This is a genomic window from Burkholderia sp. HMSC10F09, from assembly GCF_001806955.1.
Classification (GTDB): Bacteria; Pseudomonadota; Gammaproteobacteria; order Burkholderiales; family Burkholderiaceae; genus Burkholderia; species Burkholderia multivorans.
This window is the reverse complement of the sequence record NZ_KV786841.1, coordinates 13,781-31,916: the sequence shown is the minus strand read 5'-3', so window position 1 is coordinate 31,916 and position 18,136 is coordinate 13,781. Positions and strand designations below refer to the sequence as shown.

The 18,136-nt window shown below is 67.1% G+C and carries 17 protein-coding genes; 8 read left to right on the top strand and 9 right to left on the bottom strand.

Translation table 11 applies throughout. The features are described from left to right. Positions 1-56: 56 nt before the first annotated feature. Entirely contained in the window at positions 57-1,085 is a 1,029-nt protein-coding gene (locus tag HMPREF3115_RS21845) for a transporter (RefSeq protein ID WP_012467450.1), read from the top strand. Positions 1,086-1,211: 126 nt separating this feature from the next. Here HMPREF3115_RS21845 and HMPREF3115_RS21840 read toward each other — a convergent pair whose 3' ends face one another. After that, on the bottom strand, positions 1,212-3,383 hold the full coding sequence (locus tag HMPREF3115_RS21840; RefSeq protein WP_006406942.1) for a M1 family metallopeptidase: 2,172 nt from the start codon (positions 3,381-3,383) through the stop codon (positions 1,212-1,214). Positions 3,384-4,026: 643 nt separating this feature from the next. Here HMPREF3115_RS21840 and HMPREF3115_RS21835 point away from each other — a divergent pair. From HMPREF3115_RS21835 to HMPREF3115_RS21825, 3 genes are all read left to right on the top strand, one after another. After that, entirely contained in the window at positions 4,027-4,524 is a 498-nt protein-coding gene (locus HMPREF3115_RS21835) for an LEA/WHy family protein (protein ID WP_070556027.1), read from the top strand. 109 nt (positions 4,525-4,633) lie between these two features. Beyond that, complete coding sequence (locus HMPREF3115_RS21830) at positions 4,634-5,767, top strand: methyltransferase (protein ID WP_070556026.1); 1,134 nt, start codon at positions 4,634-4,636, stop codon at positions 5,765-5,767. A gap of 89 nt (positions 5,768-5,856) precedes the next feature. Continuing rightward, entirely contained in the window at positions 5,857-6,747 is an 891-nt protein-coding gene (locus tag HMPREF3115_RS21825) for a class I SAM-dependent methyltransferase (protein WP_070556024.1), read from the top strand. 50 nt (positions 6,748-6,797) lie between these two features. Here HMPREF3115_RS21825 and HMPREF3115_RS21820 read toward each other — a convergent pair whose 3' ends face one another. Continuing rightward, a complete protein-coding gene (locus tag HMPREF3115_RS21820; RefSeq protein ID WP_070556022.1) occupies positions 6,798-7,370 on the bottom strand; it encodes a DUF1415 domain-containing protein in 573 nt (190 codons plus the stop codon). Positions 7,371-7,424: 54 nt separating this feature from the next. Continuing rightward, complete coding sequence (locus HMPREF3115_RS21815) at positions 7,425-8,045, bottom strand: TetR/AcrR family transcriptional regulator (protein ID WP_070556020.1); 621 nt, start codon at positions 8,043-8,045, stop codon at positions 7,425-7,427. A gap of 212 nt (positions 8,046-8,257) precedes the next feature. Here HMPREF3115_RS21815 and HMPREF3115_RS21810 point away from each other — a divergent pair, with 212 nt between their 5' ends. The 3 genes from HMPREF3115_RS21810 (at position 8,258) to HMPREF3115_RS21800 (ending at position 11,699) form a co-directional block, all read left to right on the top strand. Next, a complete protein-coding gene (locus HMPREF3115_RS21810) occupies positions 8,258-9,541 on the top strand; it encodes an MFS transporter (RefSeq protein ID WP_006406936.1) in 1,284 nt (427 codons plus the stop codon). Between the two features lie 145 nt (positions 9,542-9,686). Next, positions 9,687-10,292, top strand: a complete 606-nt coding sequence (locus HMPREF3115_RS21805) for a nitroreductase family protein (protein WP_006406934.1) — start codon at positions 9,687-9,689, stop codon at positions 10,290-10,292. A gap of 156 nt (positions 10,293-10,448) precedes the next feature. Beyond that, on the top strand, positions 10,449-11,699 hold the full coding sequence (locus tag HMPREF3115_RS21800) for an Hsp70 family protein (RefSeq protein WP_035948474.1): 1,251 nt from the start codon (positions 10,449-10,451) through the stop codon (positions 11,697-11,699). Between the two features lie 111 nt (positions 11,700-11,810). Here HMPREF3115_RS21800 and HMPREF3115_RS21795 read toward each other — a convergent pair whose 3' ends face one another. Further along, positions 11,811-12,014, bottom strand: a complete 204-nt coding sequence (locus tag HMPREF3115_RS21795; protein WP_006400508.1) for a cold-shock protein — start codon at positions 12,012-12,014, stop codon at positions 11,811-11,813. Positions 12,015-12,436: 422 nt separating this feature from the next. Between HMPREF3115_RS21795 and HMPREF3115_RS21790 the strand changes: the two genes are divergently transcribed. After that, a complete protein-coding gene (locus HMPREF3115_RS21790) occupies positions 12,437-14,035 on the top strand; it encodes an APC family permease (RefSeq protein ID WP_006400506.1) in 1,599 nt (532 codons plus the stop codon). A gap of 144 nt (positions 14,036-14,179) precedes the next feature. Here HMPREF3115_RS21790 and HMPREF3115_RS21785 read toward each other — a convergent pair whose 3' ends face one another. The 5 genes from HMPREF3115_RS21785 to prfA all read right to left on the bottom strand — a co-directional run bounded on the left by HMPREF3115_RS21785 (position 14,180) and on the right by prfA (position 18,114). Then, positions 14,180-14,971, bottom strand: a complete 792-nt coding sequence (locus HMPREF3115_RS21785) for a DODA-type extradiol aromatic ring-opening family dioxygenase (RefSeq protein ID WP_006406932.1) — start codon at positions 14,969-14,971, stop codon at positions 14,180-14,182. 218 nt (positions 14,972-15,189) lie between these two features. Further along, the gene (locus HMPREF3115_RS21780; protein WP_006400504.1) at positions 15,190-15,786 is read right to left on the bottom strand and encodes a UbiX family flavin prenyltransferase; all 597 of its coding nucleotides are present in this window, start codon (positions 15,784-15,786) and stop codon (positions 15,190-15,192) included. A 13-nt stretch (positions 15,787-15,799) separates the two neighbouring features. Further along, positions 15,800-16,111, bottom strand: coding sequence for a Grx4 family monothiol glutaredoxin (gene grxD, locus HMPREF3115_RS21775; protein ID WP_006400503.1), 312 nt, complete (start codon positions 16,109-16,111; stop codon positions 15,800-15,802). A gap of 67 nt (positions 16,112-16,178) precedes the next feature. Continuing rightward, on the bottom strand, positions 16,179-17,021 hold the full coding sequence (prmC, locus tag HMPREF3115_RS21770) for a peptide chain release factor N(5)-glutamine methyltransferase (protein WP_012214221.1): 843 nt from the start codon (positions 17,019-17,021) through the stop codon (positions 16,179-16,181). Positions 17,022-17,031: 10 nt separating this feature from the next. Then, a complete protein-coding gene (gene prfA / locus HMPREF3115_RS21765) occupies positions 17,032-18,114 on the bottom strand; it encodes a peptide chain release factor 1 (RefSeq protein ID WP_006400499.1) in 1,083 nt (360 codons plus the stop codon). Between the last annotated feature and the right edge of the window lie 22 nt (positions 18,115-18,136).

Sequence of the window (18,136 nt, the reverse complement as noted above, 5' to 3'; positions counted from 1 at the left end):
CCGGTGCGCTGCCGGCGACGCGCGACGCGCGCTCGACGCACCCTCGCTTCGACACGATGGACCTGATCGCACAGACTTACGGCGCCGACACGTCCGGCATGATATGCGGGTTCCGCTTCATGCGCGGCGAGCCCGGCGTGCCGCTCGACGCATCGGCTGCGGCCGATTGGCTGCGCACGTGCTGCGCGCGCGATGCAGCCGACGCCGACGATTTCGTGTGGCTGCACTTCAATCTCGCGCACGGCGCGAGCGAGCGCTGGATGCGCACGCATCTCGGGCTGCCCGACAGCTTCTTCGAATTTCTGCATGAAGGCTCGCGTTCGACGCGTATCGAGCAGGAAGACGGCGCGCTGCGCGCGATCGTCAACGACGTGATGTTCAACCTCGAGCTGACGCCGTCGGAGATCGCGACGCTGTTCGTGCACGTCGAGCAGCGCATCATGGTCACCGCGCGGCTCAAGCCGCTGCGTTCGGTCGACACGCTGCGCGCGTGCGTGCGCGACGGCGAGCGCTTCCGGTCGCCGGCCGAGCTGCTGATGCATCTGCTGCGCGATCAGGCCGACCTGCTGATCCAGATCATGCGGCGCACGAGCGTCGACGTTGACCGGATCGAGGACAGCTTCCTGTCGCAGCGGCTCACGTCGAACCGCATCGAGCTCGGCACGATGCGGCGCACGCTGACGCGCCTGCAGCGCATGCTCGCGCCGGAACCGGGCTCGATCTTCCGGCTGCTCGCGCGGCCGCCCGCCTGGCTGCACGCGGACGACGTGCAGGAGCTGCGCGAATCGACCGAGGAGTTCTCGCTCGTGCTCGCCGATCTCGCGGGGCTCGTCGAGCGCATCAAGCTGCTGCAGGAAGAGATCGGCTCGCGTCTGGACGAACAGAACAACCGCACGCTGTTCACGCTGACGCTCGTCACCGTGATCGCGCTACCCATCAATATCGTCGCGGGCTTCTTCGGGATGAACGTCGGCGGCGTGCCGTTCGCCGAGAACAAGCACGGGTTCTGGTTGATGGTGCTGTTCGTCGCCGGCTTCACCGCGCTCGCCGCATGGTGGGCGTTTCGTCGGCGCAACGATCGCTGAGCGGCGCGGCCGCACCGCGCGACGCATCCGCAAAAAAACGGGCCTCGCTCGCGAGGCCCGTCGTACGGGTAAGCGCATGCGCCGGCCGGCGCGGCGCCGCAAGCGGCGTCGGCCGGCCGTGCATCGTTACTGCGTGAGCACCTTGCGCGGCTTGAACGCGCCCTGGTAACGCAGTGCCGGACGTTCCTTCGTCGTCGGCGCGATGCCGTCGAACGTCGGCGTCTGACGCAGCTTCATCGCGGCCGGCGAGGCGACCGAGCCGATCGACGTCGAGCGCGAGGCCGGCGCGAGGTTGTTCGCGACGAGCAGCGCGGCTTCGCTCTTCAGGTTCGCGAGCAGCACCGGATCGGTCGAGCCGTTGACCTGCGTGAGCACGCCGCTCCAGGCCGCGTCGCTGTAGTTCACAACGTAGTAGTCGAGACCGCTCGGATCGGCGACCACGCCCGTGCAGCCGTCGAGCCGCGTTTGCGCCTGCGTGTCCTTCAGCGCGAGCGTCGTGCGCTTCGACAGGCCCTGACCGTACGCGAGCGTGATCGGCACCGTCCATTGCAGGCCCGGATACGCGTTCTTGTTCGGGAACGGCTGCTGTTTCAGCGTGACGATCGTCTGGTTCTTCGTCAGGTCGCACTGCGTGTCGAGCGAGACCAGCGGCACGCCCGTCTGCCGCACGTAGCTGTCGCCGATCGGGCCGACCGGCTGGCCGCTCGCCTTCGACAGCGCGTCCCACAGACGCTTCGGCGTCCCGTTGCCGAACGAGTAGTCGGTCAGGTACTGCTGCAGGCCCTTGCGCAGCGTCTGCTCGCCCAGATAGTTCTCGAGCGTCTTCAGCACGTGGCCGCCCTTGTCGTAGGTGAACGCGCTCGCGCTCAGCACGAAGTCGTTCGACGCCCAGCCGTTGAAGTTCGGTGCGACCGGGAACGCGTTCGGCCCGATGTCGCGATTGATCACGCGGTACTTGTTCTTCACCTGATCGAGCCAGCTGAACTCGTCGGGGAAGAACTGGATCGTCGTCTTCGTTTCGAAGAACGTCGCGAACGACTCGTTGAGCCACACGTTGTCCCACCAGTCGGTCGTCACGAGATCGCCGAACCACTGGTGCGCGACTTCATGCGTGAGCACCTCGTTGCCGTACTGCGACATCGGCTGGCCCGGCTCCGGCAGGATGTCGTCCGCGAATTCGAGAATCGAGCCCCAGTTCTCCATCCCGCCGAAGTTCAGATCCTTCTGCTCCTTGAACGCATCGTTCGCGGCGACCGTGTCGAACTTCGTGAGCGGCAGCGGAATGCCGGTGTACCGATAGTAGAAGTCGAGCGCCTGCTTGGTGCGGTCCATCGCCGGCTTCGCCCAGTCGCGCATGCCCGGCGGCGTGAACACGCGCAGGTGCAGGCCGCCCTTGCCGCCCGGCAGCGGGCTCGTGAAGTCGTCCTCGTAGGTGTCGAACAGGCCGCCGCCGAAGAACAGCAGGTACGACGGCATCGGCGGCGTCTTCTCGAACTGCACGAGCTTGTAGCCGCCGCCGACGTTCGTCGACGGCTTCTCGGCCGCGTTCGACACGACGCGCCAGTTCTGCGGCACTTCGGCCGTCACTTCATAGGTCGGGCGGAACGCAGGCTCGTCCCAGCCGGGGAACCACTGGCGCGCGAGGTTGGTTTCGCCCTGCGTGAGAATCGCGCCGCTCGTCGTGCCGTCGGTCGCCTTCAGGTCGACGCGGAAGATCCCTTCGGCGGCCGAGCAGCCCGGATACGGATCGTCGCCGCAGCTGCCGCCGGTCTTGTTCACCGGATCGTCGTACGACTTGAAGTTGATGATGCCCGACCACTCCATGTGCAGCGAATAGTTGCCCGGCGAGATCGAGCCGCTGACAGGGCGCAGCTGATAGAAGTCGCCCTTGTCCTGCGGCGTCGCGATTAGCTGGATGTTGCCCGGCTGCAGCGTGATGCGGCCGTTCGTGAACTTGATCCGGTGGCCCGCGATCACGATGTTGTTCACGGGCTTCAGCACCTTGATTTCGACGTCGGCGCGGCCGTCGAACGCGTTGAGCGCCTCGTTCGGACGGAACCAGAGGCGGTAGTTGATCGGCACGACGGTGTCCGGCAGCTCGACGGGCGCGACGCTCTTGTCGACGTTGGACGCGCTGGTCTGCGGGCCGCCGGCGGCGGGCGACGAGCCGGCGTTCGGCGCGGCGGCCGAACTGAGCGCGGAAGCGGAGCCTAGGCCGCCGTCGTCGCCGCCGCACCCGGCGAGCGCGAGCGCGGCAACGAGCGGCAGATAACGCATCTTGCGAATAGAAATCGACATGACTGAAAACCTCGATTGTAGAAAGAGTCGTTCAGTGCTGCGAAAACGCCGGCAAAAGCAATCCCCCGCCGCTGGATAAGCGGCGAAAAAAGCCAATGACGGATTTATTCGAAAAGACGGCCGGCCGACTACGTAAAGGTAATCATGGTTTGCTGCCCCCTCTGTGTTTCCGGATATCGGTTGACTTGCCGGTTCGAAATCGCCGGGCGCGTGTTGTACTGAATGGAATGCGCGCGCACGACAGACGGCGCGCCGTGCACGGGCGCGCGCCTGCTTTGAACCGACGCCCCACGGGGCGGGCCGGGCCAGGCCGCCGGACGGAAGGACGGCGTGGTGTCGCCGTTCCGCAAAGTCGCCGTCATGCGGCTTGAAGGTTTGTCGGCCTGCTCGAAGGATGCGTCAATATACTTGATGGTTTTGGGTAAAGGAAACGAAAAAATTAGAAAGTCAGCCTATTGCGGTTTTTGCGCTTCATTGAATTGCGGATGGAATGAATTAACGATTTGGTTATTTGTGGAATTCCGTAGTTTTAATCTGTTAAGGAACCGGCGGTGCGCTGGAACTACGAAATCGCTCGCGTGCGGGTGCGGTCGGTACAATGCCGGATCGATCCGACGAATTCGCTGCCGCGAGGAGGCTGTCCATGCTGCGAGCCCTGTTCCGTTTCGCGCCGCTGCGCGCCGTGCTGTTCCTGTTCGCGGCGGCATTCGTGCTCGACGGTTGCGCGAGTCTCACGCGCGAGCCCCTCAGCGTGTCGGTGGTCGGTCTGGATCCGCTCGTCGGACAAGGGCTCGAGATGCGTTTCAGCCTGAAGCTGCGCGTGCAGAACCCGAACGACACGCCGATCGAATACGACGGCATCGCGGTCGCGCTCGAGCTGAACGGCGCGCCGTTCGCGAGCGGCGTCAGCGATCGCTCGGGCGTCGTGCCGCGCTTCGGCGAGGCCGTGCTCGACGTGCCGGTGTCGGTATCCGCGTTCGCGGCCGCGCGGCAGGCGTGGAACCTGCCCGGCGCCGCCGCGAACGGCGAACTGCCGTATGCGCTGCGCGGCCGGCTCGCGGGCGGCGTGATCGGGACGGTGCACTTCAGCGACGCGGGCACGCTGCGCTTGCCCGCGATGTCGGGCTGGGGCGCATCGTGACGCGCCCGTACCGTGCCGTGCCCGCTTTGCCGCACGATGCAAAGCGCGGTATGGTGTCGTCCGCGCGGCGAATGTCCGCCGCGCCGAAGCCAACCGTAGCCGAGCTCGCGTGACCGATTTCCCCGTTTTCCACTGGACCGACGCCGACGGCGTCGATCATGCCGTGCGCTGGCGCTCCGAAGCCGGCGTACCGCCGCCGAAGCGCGCGGTGCCCGCCGACGACCGCCTGACTGCCGACGCCGCCTATCGCCTCGCGTGCGAGGGCACCGCGCTCGTCTGGCAGGGCGATTTCCAGAATGCGCGCCAGCTCGTGCAGGCGATGGCGCGCCGCGTCGAGCGCAAGCCGAAGAAGGCGAAGGCTGCCGCCGGCGTCGAGGCATTCAACCTGCACCGGCTCGCGCAGTCGCAGCGCGCACGTACGCTCGGCATGCTGCTGATCCCGCTCGACGCCGACTATACGATTCCGCTGCGCCGCGCGCCCGACGTGCGCGCCGCGTGCGAGGAAGCGTACGGGCCGGGCGACGCGCCGTCGATGGTGTCGCTGCGCGAACTGCTCGGGCTCGTCGGCGCGCACGAATGGCGCAAGAAAGGCGTGCCGATTCCGGCGCTCGGCGGCGCGGCGATTCATCCGCACTACGGCGTGTTCTCGCCGGTGCGCGGCGAATACGTGACGCTCGTCGCGCGCGCGCCGCTGCCCGCGACGTCGGTTGCCTTCGACATCGGCACCGGTACCGGCGTGCTCGCGGCGGTGCTCGCGTCGCGCGGCGTCGAGCGCGTCGTCGCCACCGATCAGGACCCGCGTGCGCTGGCCTGCGCGCGCGAGAACCTCGAACGGCTCGGTTACGCAGGCCGCGTCGACGTCGCCGAAGCCGATCTGTTTCCGCCGGGCCGTGCGCCGCTCGTCGTCTGCAATCCGCCGTGGGTGCCCGCGCGGCCGAGCGCCCCGATCGAGTTTGCGGTCTACGATCCCGACAGCCGCATGCTGCGCGGGTTTCTCGCGGGGCTCGCCGCGCACCTCGAACCGGGTGGCGAAGGCTGGTTGATCCTGTCCGATTTCGCGGAGCATCTCGGGCTGCGGCCGCGCGACACGCTGCTGCAATGGATCGACGCGGCCGGCCTCGTCGTGCTCGGCCGCGACGACATCCGCCCCGCGCACCCGAAGAGCGCCGACGCCGACGATCCGCTGCACGCGGCGCGCCGTGCCGAGCTCACGTCGCTATGGCGGCTCGGCGCGCGAGCCTGAGCGCGCGTTTTCGGTAAACTGTCGCCATTCCTCACGATTGCCCGCCGCCGGGCCGTGGTCGACCGACCGCGGCCCGGCCGCGCTTCACGATGTCCAACAAGACTTACGAAATCCGTCCGGAGCAGTCCGTCGAACTGCTGAAGGAACTGCATATCCTGACCCGCGACGGCAAGATGAACCAGGACAGCCGCCGCAAGCTGAAGCAGGTGTATCACCTGTTCCAGTTCATCGAGCCGCTGCTCGCGAACGTGCAGGCCGACCGCGGCGCGGTGACGCTCGTCGATCACGGCGCCGGCAAGTCGTATCTCGGCTTCATCCTGTACGACCTGTTCTTCAAGCAGCAGCCGGGACACGGCACGCCGGCGTTCGCGTCGCATGTGTACGGGATCGAGACGCGCGAGGAGCTCGTCGCGCGTTCGACCGAACTGTCCGAGCGGCTCGGGTTCGGCGGCATGTCGTTTCTGAACCTGTCGGTTGCCGATTCGATCACGTCGCCGAAGCTGCCCGACACGGTCGACGTCGTCACCGCGCTGCACGCGTGCGACACCGCGACCGACGACGCGATCCGCTTCGCGCTCGCGAAGCGCGCACGGCACATCGTGCTCGTGCCGTGCTGCCAGGCCGAAGTCGCGGGCGTGCTGCGCCGTCACAAGGGCAAGTCGCTCGCGAACGCGCTGACCGAAGTGTGGCGTCATCCGCTGCATACGCGCGAATTCGGCAGCCAGATCACGAACGTGCTGCGCTGCCTGCAGCTCGAGGCGCACGGCTATCAGGTGAGCGTGACCGAGCTGGTCGGCTGGGAACATTCGATGAAGAACGAGCTGATCATCGCGCAGTACAAGAACCTGCCGCGCCGACGCCCGAGCGAGCGGCTGAACGAGATCCTCGACATGTTCGGGCTCGCCGAGCTGCGCGAGCGCTTTTTCGTTCCGCAGCGCGACGCGGCGGCCGGCGAAACGGTCGAACAGCACGCCGGCTGACGCCTGCGCGCCCGGCGCGCGTGCGCGCCAATCGGGCGGAGCCGGCGGCGCTAGACGTCGTCGCCCGCGCCGCTCATCCACTCGCGCCAGCCGTCGTGGCCAAGGCGGCGCAGGGTTTCCTGGTTTTTCTCGTAGATCGCGGCGGCGTCCGGAAACGCGCCGACCGCGCGCGCGATGCTGTCCTCGCGCAGCAGATGCAGGATCGGATACGGCGCGCGGTTCGTGTAGTTCTCGATGTCGTCCGGTTCGCTGCCGTCGAACCGATACTGCGGGTGAAAGCTCGCGATCTGCAGCACGCCGTCGAGTTTCAGCTGCTGCACGAGGCGATCGGCGAAGAACAGCGCGTCGTTGTAGTCGACGAAATCCGCGAACGCGTGCGGATAGATCACGAGCGTCGTGTCGATCTGCCGCGGATCGGCCGCTTCCAGCGCGCGCAGTTCGGCTTCGAGATCGGCGAGCGCCGTGTCGAGCGCGGTCGCGTCGCTGACCGCATAGCGCACCTGATCCTTCACGTACACGCTCTTCGCGAACGGGCACAGATTGAGTCCGATCACCGCCCGCGCGAGCCAGTGACGCGTGGCGGCGACGATTTCGTCGGTGGATTCGGGGCGGGTGTCGATCATCGGAAACGGGCGGGAAGGCGGCAACGGCCGCATTGTAGCGGGCGCGCGCGGCCGCTACGCGCAGGCGGCCTCGATCAGCTGCGTGACGAGCGCCGGTGCGATGCCGATCGGCGTTTCGCCGTGCCGGTACGTCTGGCTTGCCGCATAGATCCCTTCGATCACGAGCGCGAGCGAATCGGCGAGCGCCTTCGGATCGCGCGCGCCGGCCGCTTCGCAGAGCGCGACCAGCCGCTTCATCAGCTGTTCCTTGTTCTGCGCGACGCGCTCGCGCGCCGGATGCGACGCGTCCGGAAATTCGGCGGCGACGTTGACGAACGGGCAGCCGCGGTAGTCTTTCTGCGTCGCGCGCTCGGCAAGATCGACGAAATACTGGATCAGCTGCGCCTTCGGGTCGCCCGGATGCTTCGCGAGGCTCGCGTCGACGCGCTCGAAGAAGCACGCATCCATGCGCGCGAGATACGCGAGGATCAGGTCGTCCTTCGACGAGAACTGACGATACAGGCTCATCTTGTTGACGCCGGCGAGCTCGACGACCGCTTCGACGCCGACGCTGCGCACGCCTTCCCGGTAAAACAGTTCCTGCGCGGCGCGCAGCAGATGCTCCTGTGCGGTGGCGCCGGCGATCGCGCGGCGCGTGCGGCGAGCTGCCGGCTTGGCGGCCTCGATGCCCGACATGATGACCCTCGACTGCGTGGTGAATTGCTTGACATGTTACCGACTGGTCACTACGATCGCAACACACTTGTGACCGGTCAGTAACAATACCGGTCCGGACAATGGAAAAAATGCCAAGCATCGGCCCGGGTCAGCCGATGCGGTGTGCGGCGGAGGTGGCCCGGTCAAATGGGCGGCGCGCGGGCGCGTGCCGGCCGACTGGAGAACGCGAGATGAACTGGGCAGTGACACGAATCGGCGGGCGGTTCCATTACGGATGGCTCGCGGCGGCGGTGGTATTCCTGATCCTGCTGGCCGCGGCCGGCACGCGCGCGACGCCGAGCGTGCTGATGGTGCCGCTCGAGCGCGAGCTCGGCTGGAGCCGCGCGGCGATCTCGCTCGCGATCTCGGTCAATATCGCGCTGTACGGGCTGACGGGGCCGTTCGCGGCTGCCGCAATGCAGCGCTTCGGCCTGCGCCCGACGATCCTGACGGCGCTCGCGACGATGGGCGCGGGCGTCGCGCTGTCGTCGATGATGACGCAGAGCTGGCAGATGGTGCTGATCTGGGGGCTGATGGTCGGTTGTTCGACGGGCGTCGTCGCGCTGACGCTGTCCGCGACGTTCGTCACGCGCTGGTTCCACGCACGCCGCGGCCTCGTGATGGGGATTCTGACCGCGAGCACGGCCACCGGCCAGCTCGTGTTCCTGCCGATGCTCGCGGCGATCGCGCAGCGTCACGGCTGGCGGCCGGTCGTGCTGGTCGTCGCGCTCGCGGCGGCGATCGTGATCCCGCTCGTCGCGTTGCTGCTGCCCGAACGGCCGGCCGACGTGAAGCTGCGTCCGTACGGCGAGCCGGCCGATGCACCGGCCGCGCCAGACGCGACGAAGGAGAATCCGCTCGCGGTCGCGTTCCGCACGCTGCTCACGGCGAGCCGCTCGCGCGATTTCTGGCTGCTGTTCTTCAGCTTCTTCATCTGCGGCGCGAGCACCAACGGCTACGTCGGCACGCACCTGATCGCAATGTGCAGCGACTACGGGATGACGGAAGTGCAGGGCGCGTCGCTGCTCGCCGCGATGGGCGTGTTCGACCTGTTCGGTACGACGCTGTCGGGCTGGCTGTCCGATCGCTACGACAACCGCGTGCTGCTGTTCTGGTACTACGGGCTGCGCGGGCTGTCGCTGATCTATCTGCCGCATGCGTTCGGCATCGACTTCTTCGGGCTGCCGCTGTTCGCGATGTTCTACGGGCTCGACTGGATCGCCACCGTGCCGCCGACCGTGCGGCTCGCGACCGACGTGTTCGGCAAGGCGGCCGCGCCGGTCGTATTCGGCTGGATCGTCGCCGGCCATCAGCTCGGCGCGGCGTTCGCGGCGCTCGGCGCGGGGATGCTGCGGGCGAGCCTCGGCACCTACACGATCGCGTCGATGATCTCGGGCGGGCTCTGCATCATCGGCGCGCTGATCGTGCTGCGGATCAACCGCGGACCGTCGCGCGCGGCCGCGCAGGCGGCCTGAATACCGCGGCCGCCGCGTGCGGCCGCCTTTGCAGGTGCGGCGATTTGCATTGTCCGACGCGATCGGGCGCGTGTCGCCGCAAGCGGTTATGCTTGCGTTTCGGCGAGGCGTTCGCGCCCCTTCATCGATGTCAGCGAGGAACCGCATGTCTGTCAAACCTGCTCCCACTACCGTTTCGATTCACGAACTGATCGCGGGCCGCTGGAGCCCGCGCGCCTATTCCGACGCGCCGATCAGCGCTGCCGACCTGCATGCGGTGCTGGAGGCGGCGCGCTGGGCGCCGTCCGCGTACAACGCGCAGCCGTGGCGCTTCATCGTATTCGATCGCACGCGGGACGAAGCCGCGTTCAAGCGTGCGTTCGCGACGCTCGTGCCGTTCAATCAGGGCTGGAACGCACCGGCGCCGGTCCTGATCGCCGTCACCGCGCATACGCTGACGCCGAAGGGCGAGCCCGCGCCGACCGCGCTGTACGACGCGGGCGCGGCTGCGATGTCGCTCGTGCTGCAGGCGCACGCGCTCGGGCTCGCCGCACATCAGATGAGCGGCTTCGACGCGAATGCGTTCCGCGAGGCGTTCGAGATCCCGGCCGACGTCGCGATTCCCGCGATCATCTCGCTCGGCCACTACGGCAACGTCGACAAGCTCGATCCGGTGTTGCGCGATCGCGAGAAGGCGCCGCGCACGCGCCATCCGCTCGGCGAGATCGTCTACGCGGGCGCGTGGAAGAAGGGCTTCGAAGCGGCCGCGTGAAGGCTGGTGCGCGGCGCGGCGGAGCGCGCCGCGGGCGCCGCGCGACCGGCGCGACGGCCATACGCCGATCGCGCCCGCCCGTTGTGATCGCGCGGGCTTCATGTTAAAAAGCCCGTCCTTTCCGTTTTCGCGCCGGCCATGCGGCGGCTCTTTCCCATGACTTACTGCGCGATCGATTTCGGTACGTCCAATTCCGCCGTGGCGCTGCCCCACGGCGACGGCATGCGGCTCGCGCCCGTCGAGGGCGACCATCTGACGCTGCCCACCGCGATTTTCTTCAACAACGACGAGGAGACGGTCGAATACGGCCGTGCGGCGCTCGCATCGTACATCGACGGCTTCGACGGCCGGCTGATGCGCTCGATGAAGAGCATCCTCGGTTCGCCGCTCGCCGAGACGACGACCGATCTCGGCGACGGCACCGCGATCGCCTATACCGACGTGATCGCGCGTTTCCTGCAACACCTGAAGCAGAAGGCCGAGGCGTGCGCAGGCGCGCCGATCCGCCGTGCGGTGCTCGGCCGCCCGGTGTTCTTCGTCGACGACGATCCGCGCGCCGACCGCCTTGCGCAGAACCAGCTGCAGGCGGCCGCGCAGTCGGTCGGATTCGCCGACGTGCGGTTCCAGTACGAGCCGATCGCGGCCGCGTTCGACTACGAGTCGCGCCAGCAGGCGGAGCGGCTGGTGCTCGTCGCGGACATCGGCGGCGGCACGTCCGACTTCTCGCTGGTGCGCGTCGGCCCGGACCGCATGACGCGCCTCGACCGCAAGGACGACGTGCTCGCGCATCACGGCGTGCACGTCGCCGGCACCGACTACGACCGGCGCGTCGAGCTGTCGGCGATCCTGCCGGCGTTCGGCTATCGCGCGCTCGATCCCGAAGGCCGCGAGTTGCCGAACCGGATCTACTTCGATCTGGCGACCTGGCATCTGATCAATACGGTCTATACGCCGAAGCGGCTCGGCGAGCTGAAGCTGATGAAGCATCTGTACCGCGACGCGCGGCAGCACGAGCGGCTCGTGCGCGTGGTCGAGCAGCGGCTCGGGCATGCGCTGATGGCGCGCGCGGAAGAGGCGAAGATCGGCGTGGCCGCGGGCGGGGAGACGATGATCGACCTGAACGATGTCGAAGAGGACCTGCAGATCGCCTTCGACGCGGCGCGCCTGATCGATGCGAGCCGCGAGGACACCGCACGGATCGTCGACGCCGCGCGCGAAACGGTGCGGCTGGCGGGCGTCGCGCCGCGCGACGTCGGCGCGCTGTACTTCACGGGCGGCTCGACGGGTTTGGCGTTCCTGTCCGGCGCGCTGGCGGCCGCGTTTCCGGACGCGCAGCCGGTGTTCGGCGACCGCCTCGCCAGCGTCGCGACGGGCCTCGGCATTCACGCGCAGCGACTGTTCGGCTGACCGGCCGACGCGCGGTGCGCACGCGCTGCGCGCCGTGCCTGGCACGCTCCGACGCGACAAATAAAAAGCCCCGCCGAAGCGGGGCTTTTTTCACGAAATCTCGCGCAGCAATTACAGCGGGCGGATGTTCGCAGCTTGCAGACCCTTCGGGCCCGTCTTCACTTCGAATTCGACCTTCTGGTTTTCTTGCAGCGTCTTGAAACCTTCGACGCGGATTTCCGAGAAGTGCGCGAACAGATCGTCGCCGCCGCCTTCCGGGGTGATGAAGCCGAAGCCCTTTGCGTCATTGAACCACTTGACGGTACCGGTTGCCATGTTACTTGTTCCTAAAAAGATAAAACGGGGCCGAAGCCCATGGGGTGCGGAAAATCAAGGAAGGGGGTAATGGGACCAACCGGAGTACCGTTGATGGGCGAACTACGAAAGACCAATTCACTCGCCGCTTGAAATCCTGCGAAGTCCGTTATACGGCTAATCGGGCGCGCGGTCAACCGTATTTCCATGTCCTCAGGGTTATTGCGGATATTTAAGCTTACAAACATTGCAGAAACGCCGGATTTTTTGTAGGGGGCGATCGATTTTGGCGCCAACTTGGAGGTGCAACCGTTAAACTACGCGCCGCGCGGACCAGGTTGCCCCGATCGGGTGACCTGTCCCCCCAAGAATGCGTGCGCGGCGCAGTTCGAGCCGATCCCGAACTGCGGGCCGACCATGCTTTTTGAGACACAGGAGAGGATGTGAAGAGTTCTATACAACGGAACATCGGCCCGTTTGCATTGATGCTGACGGGGCTGGGTTCGATTATCGGCTCGGGCTGGCTGTTCGGTGCCTGGAAAGCCGCCAAGATCGCCGGTCCGGCGGCGATCTGCGCGTGGATCATCGGCGCCGTCGTGATTCTCGCGATTGCGCTCACGTACGCGGAGCTCGGTGCGATGTTCCCCGAGTCGGGCGGGATGGTGCGTTACGCGCGCTACTCGCATGGGTCGCTGGTGGGCTTCATCAGCGCATGGGCGAACTGGATTGCGATCGTGTCGGTGATTCCGATCGAGGCCGAGGCATCGATCCAGTACATGAGCACGTGGCCGTATCCCTGGGCGCATGCGCTCTTCGTCAACGGGGAACTGACGACGCCGGGCCTGCTGCTGTCGGCCGTGCTGGTGGTCGTGTACTTCCTGCTGAACTATTGGGGCGTGAAGGCCTTCGCGCGGGCGAACACCGCCATCACGATCTTCAAGTTCCTGATCCCGGGCCTGACGATCCTCGGCCTGATGCTGACGAGCTTCCATTCGGAAAACCTCGGCACGAGCTCCGGTGCGAGCTTCGCGCCGTACGGCTGGTCGGCCGTGCTGACCGCGGTGGCGACGAGCGGCATCGTGTTCGCGTTCAACGGCTTCCAGAGCCCGGTGAACCTTGCCGGTGAAGCGCGCAACCCGTCGCGCAGCGTGCCGTTCGCGGTGATCGCGTCGATTCTGCTCGCGCTCGTGATCTACGTGCTGCTGCAGATGGCGTACATCGGCGCGGTGAATCCGGCCGACGTCGCGAAGGGCTGGCAGCACTTCAACTTCTCGTCGCCGTTCGCGGAACTCGCGATCGCGCTGAACCTGAACTGGCTCGCGATCCTGCTGTACGTCGACGCGTTCATCAGCCCGAGCGGTACCGGCACGACGTACATGGCGACGACCACGCGGATGATCTACGCGATGGAGCGCAACAACACGATGCCGAAGATGTTCGGCAACGTGCATCCGCTCTACGGCGTGCCGCGTCAGGCGATGTGGTTCAACCTGCTCGTGTCGTTCATCTTCCTGTTCTTCTTCCGCGGCTGGAGCTCGCTCGCGGCAGTGATCTCGGTCGCGACCGTGATCTCGTATCTGACGGGTCCGATCAGCCTCATGGCGCTGCGCCGTGCGGCGACCGACATCGAGCGCCCGCTGTCGATTCCGGCGATGAAGCTGATCGCGCCGTTCGCATTCGTCTGCGCGTCGCTGATCCTGTACTGGGCGAAGTGGCCGCTGACCGGCGAAATCATCCTCCTGATGATCGTCGCGCTGCCGGTGTACTTCTACTTCCAGGGCAAGTCGGGCTGGACCGGCTGGGGTGCCGACCTCAAGGCGGCATGGTGGCTCGTCGCGTATCTGCCGACGATGGCCGTGCTGTCGCTGATCGGCAGCAAGGAGTTCGGCGGTTACGGCTATCTACCGTACGGCTGGGACATGCTGGTCGTCGCCGTAATCTCGCTCGGGTTCTACTTCTGGGGCGTGAACACCGGCTACCGGACGCAGTATCTCGACGAGCGCGAATCGCACGACGAGATCCTCGAAGGCATCGGCGCCTGACGCAAGCAGCCCGCTCTGCCGCCGGAATCGGCGGCGGCCGAGCGCGCAAGCAAGCCCGCCCGAGCAGCGATGCTCGGGCGGGCTTTTGTTTTGTGCGTTCCGGGGCAGGGCGCGGGCAGCGGGGCCGGCGGCCCGCGCGGCCGCTCAGGCCGTCGCGCTCGAGAACACGTAGTTCGTCATGGCCAGCACGCGCTGATACGTGCCGAGCGCCTGGATGCCGAGCCGGTAGTCGTCGTCGGCCGCGCCGAGCGCCGCGAACACCGGCAGCAGATGCTCGTCGGTCGGATGCATCAGCGCCGCGTGCGGCGCCTGCCTGCGGTAGTCGAGCAGCGCGTCGATGTCGCGCTCGGCGAGCTTCGTCTCGAACCAGTCGGTGAATTCGGCGACGCGCGGATCGGCGTCCTCCGGCGAGGCGCCGAAATCCGCCGCGCGCAGATTGTGCGTGATCTGGCCCGAGCCGATCACCATCACGTCCTCATCGCGCAGCGGCCGCAGCGCGCGGCCGACGGCGAAGTGATGCGCGGCGTCCGCGCGCGGCTGGATCGACAGTTGCGCGACCGGCACGTCGGCGTGCGGGAACATCAGCAGCATCGGCACCCACGCACCGTGATCGAGGCCGTGCTCGAGCGTCGCGGTCGCGATGCCCGCCGCATTCAGGAGGTCGGCCGCATGCTGCGCGACGTCGGGCGCGCCGGGCGCCGGGTAGCGGATTTCGTAGAGCGCGCGCGGAAAGCCGTAGAAGTCGTGAATCGTGTCCGGATGCGCGGCAATGCTCGCGACGGGTTGCTGCGTGCCCCAGTGCGCGGACAGCATCAGCACCGCGCGCGGGCGCGGCAGCTCGGCACCGAGTTCGGTGAATGCGCCGGACGGCAATGCCGGATCGATCGGCAGCGTCGGCGCGCCATGCGACAGGTAAAGCGAAGGCAAGCGGTTCATGTCGGTGGCCTGCTGAAGGGATGTTGCGTTCGACTATAGATCCGCACGAGAGATTGATAAACAGCGGTTCTGGATTTTATTGAATCTCTCGAGTTGATAATCGAGCCGCGCATCGGCTCGGCGGCCATCCGCGCCATGAGCGGATGGCTTTCTCCGAACTTGCGCGAAAGTTGGCGAAGATGGCTCAAAAACGGCGAGGTTTCGCCGCGAGAGGCGCGCTACTGCGCGTGACGGAGCCCGGCCCACGGCGTCGTGAGCGGCGTATCGGGCGCGAACAGGTCGAGCACGCGCGTGACGGTCTGGTCGACGAGTTCGTCGATCGTCTTCGGCATTGCATAGAACGCCGGCAGCGGCGGGAACACGATGCCGCCCATTTCGGTGACGGCCGTCATGTTGCGCAGATGCGCGAGATTGAACGGCGTTTCGCGCACCATCAGCACCAGGCGGCGACGTTCTTTCAGCGTTACGTCGGCCGCGCGCGTGATCAGATTGTCGGACAGCCCGTGCGCGATGCTCGCGAGCGTCTTCATCGAGCAGGGCGCGATCACCATGCCGTGCGTCGCGAACGAGCCGGACGCGATCGTCGCGCCGACGTCGCGCACCGAATGGACGACGTCCGCGCGGCTTTCGACGTCGGACTTCGACAGCTTCAGTTCGTGCTGGATATTGAGCCAGCCGGCGTTCGAGATCAGCAGGTGCGTCTCGACGCCGCCGGCGGCGCGCAGCAGATCGAGCAGCCGCACGCCGTAGATCGCGCCGGTCGCGCCGGTGATCGCGACGATCAGCCGGCGACGCGGCGCGCTGGGAGAGACCATCGGGGAAGCGGTGTTACGCGGCGGCGAACAGTTGCTGCAGCTCGCCCGACTGGTACATCTCCATCATGATGTCCGAGCCGCCGATGAACTCGCCCTTGACATACAGCTGCGGGATGGTCGGCCAGTTCGAGAATTCCTTGATCCCCTGACGGATCTCTTCGTCCTCGAGCACGTTGACCGTCTTGAACTGATCGACGCCGCAGGCCTTCAGCACCTGCACTGCGCGGCCGGAAAAGCCGCACATCGGGAATTGCGCGTTGCCCTTCATGAAGAGCACGACCGGGTTTTCGTCGACGATTTGCTTGATACGTTGTTGGGTGTCCATGACTGACCTTGCGTTTGCGGGGCGTTAGATCGAAATGATAGCGGATTTCAACCGGGCGGGCCGGGCGTCAGCGGGGCAGGCGGCCGCCCGTCGTGCGTTCGATCGCGGCGAGATCGGCGAGCGATTCGACCGCGTCGAAACCGTGCGATGCGAGCAGCGCGCGCACCGCTTCCGCCTGGTCGTAGCCGTGCTCGATCCACAGCGTGCCGCCCGGCTTCAGATGCGCACGCGCGCCGGCGACGATCGTGCGGATCGCGCTCAGCCCGTCGGCGTCGTCGGTCAGCGCGCCGCGCGGCTCGAAGCGCAGGTCGCCTTGCGACAGATGCGGATCGTGCTGCGCGATATACGGCGGATTGCTGACGATCGCGTCGAAGGCGAGCGCGGGATCGAGTGCCGCGTACCAGTCGCTCTGCAGCCACTGCAGCGGGCCGCCGGGGCGGCGCGCATCGAGCAGTTTGTCGGCGTTGCGCTGCGCGACCGCGAGCGCGGCGGCCGACCGGTCGAGCGCCCATACGCGCGCATCGGGCCGCTCGGCTGCGATCGACACCGCGATCGCGCCGCTGCCGGTGCCGAGATCGAGCACGGCCGGATGCGCGAGCCCGTCGATCGCGTCGAGCGCGGCTTCGACGAGCAGTTCGGTTTCGGGGCGCGGGATCAGCACGTCGGGCGTCACGTCGAACGGGCGGCCGAAGAACTCGCGCATCCCGACGAGCTGCGCGACGGGCTCGCCGGCCGCGCGGCGCGCTTCGAGCGCACGATAGCGTTCGACTGCCTCTGCATCGAGCGGCCGATCGCCGCGCGTGATCAGCTGCGTGCGCGTCCAGCCGAGCGCGTGCGCGAGCAGCACGCGCGCGTCGACCGCATCGAGCGGCGTCGCGCGCAGCAGGTCGTCGGCGGTCGGTGCGGACATCGTCGCGGCCTCAGTCGGCGTCGCCGAGCGACGCGAGCAGCTCGGCCTGATGCTCGCTGACGAGCGCGCCGATCAGCTCGTCGAGATCGCCGTCCATGATCGCCTCGAGCCGGTAGAGCGTCAGGTTGATCCGGTGATCGGTCATCCGGCCCTGCGGGAAGTTGTACGTGCGGATTCGCTCGGAACGATCCCCCGAGCCGATCAGGCTCTTGCGCGTCGCGGCTTCCTTCGCGTGCTGCTCGTGATACTGCTTGTCCTTGATACGCGCGGCGAGCACCTTCAGCGCGCGATCCTTGTTCTTGTGCTGCGAGCGGTCGTCCTGGCACTCGACGACGATCCCGGTCGGCAGGTGCGTGACACGCACCGCGGAATCGGTCTTGTTGATGTGCTGGCCGCCCGCGCCCGAGGCGCGGAACGTGTCGATCCGCAAGTCGGCCGGATTGATCTCGACTTCGCCGATTTCATCCGCCTCGGGCATCACGGCGACCGTGCATGCGGACGTATGGATGCGCCCCTGCGTCTCGGTCGCCGGCACGCGCTGCACGCGATGCCCGCCCGACTCGAACTTCAGCCGCGAATACGCGCCCTGGCCGGCGATCCGCACGATCACCTCCTTGTAGCCGCCGAGATCGGACGGACTTTCCGACATCATCTCGACCTGCCAGCGCTGCCGTTCCGCGAAGCGCAGGTACATGCGCAGCAGATCGCCGGCGAACAGCGCCGATTCGTCGCCGCCGGTGCCCGCGCGGATTTCGACGAAGATGTTGCGATCGTCGTTCGGATCCTTCGGCAGCAGCATCTTCTGCAGCTCGACCTCGAGCCGCGCCATCCGCTCGCGCGCGCTGCGGATTTCTTCCTCGGCGAAATCGCGCATCGACGGATCGGCGAGCAATTCCTGCGCGGCCGTCTCGTCGCTGCGCGACTGGCGCCACAGCGCATACTGCTCGACGACCGGACCGAGTTCCGCGTGTTCGCGCGTGAGCTTGCGGTACTGGTCGAGATCGGCCGTGACGTTTTCGCGGCTCAGCAGATCGTTCAGTTCGGCCAGCCGGGTGGACAGCTGGTCGAGCTTGCGTTGCATGCTCGTCTTCATGGTGTGGAGCGGCGCTCCCGGG

Bases quoted from the DNA above. Each gene is read 5' to 3' on its own strand.
- HMPREF3115_RS21840 (WP_006406942.1), bottom strand. From the start codon at position 3,383: ATGTCGATTTCTATTCGCAAGATGCGTTATCTGCCGCTCGTTGCCGCG.
- HMPREF3115_RS21845 (WP_012467450.1), top strand. From the start codon at position 57: ATGGACCTGATCGCACAGACTTACGGCGCCGACACGTCCGGCATGATA.
- HMPREF3115_RS21805 (WP_006406934.1), top strand. From the start codon at position 9,687: ATGTCTGTCAAACCTGCTCCCACTACCGTTTCGATTCACGAACTGATC.
- HMPREF3115_RS21820 (WP_070556022.1), bottom strand. From the start codon at position 7,370: ATGATCGACACCCGCCCCGAATCCACCGACGAAATCGTCGCCGCCACG.
- grxD (WP_006400503.1), bottom strand. From the start codon at position 16,111: ATGGACACCCAACAACGTATCAAGCAAATCGTCGACGAAAACCCGGTC.
- HMPREF3115_RS21815 (WP_070556020.1), bottom strand. From the start codon at position 8,045: ATGTCGGGCATCGAGGCCGCCAAGCCGGCAGCTCGCCGCACGCGCCGC.
- HMPREF3115_RS21780 (WP_006400504.1), bottom strand. From the start codon at position 15,786: ATGGTCTCTCCCAGCGCGCCGCGTCGCCGGCTGATCGTCGCGATCACC.
- HMPREF3115_RS21825 (WP_070556024.1), top strand. From the start codon at position 5,857: ATGTCCAACAAGACTTACGAAATCCGTCCGGAGCAGTCCGTCGAACTG.
- prmC (WP_012214221.1), bottom strand. From the start codon at position 17,021: ATGTCCGCACCGACCGCCGACGACCTGCTGCGCGCGACGCCGCTCGAT.
- HMPREF3115_RS21795 (WP_006400508.1), bottom strand. From the start codon at position 12,014: ATGGCAACCGGTACCGTCAAGTGGTTCAATGACGCAAAGGGCTTCGGC.
- prfA (WP_006400499.1), bottom strand. From the start codon at position 18,114: ATGAAGACGAGCATGCAACGCAAGCTCGACCAGCTGTCCACCCGGCTG.
- HMPREF3115_RS21835 (WP_070556027.1), top strand. From the start codon at position 4,027: ATGCTGCGAGCCCTGTTCCGTTTCGCGCCGCTGCGCGCCGTGCTGTTC.
- HMPREF3115_RS21810 (WP_006406936.1), top strand. From the start codon at position 8,258: ATGAACTGGGCAGTGACACGAATCGGCGGGCGGTTCCATTACGGATGG.
- HMPREF3115_RS21800 (WP_035948474.1), top strand. From the start codon at position 10,449: ATGACTTACTGCGCGATCGATTTCGGTACGTCCAATTCCGCCGTGGCG.
- HMPREF3115_RS21785 (WP_006406932.1), bottom strand. From the start codon at position 14,971: ATGAACCGCTTGCCTTCGCTTTACCTGTCGCATGGCGCGCCGACGCTG.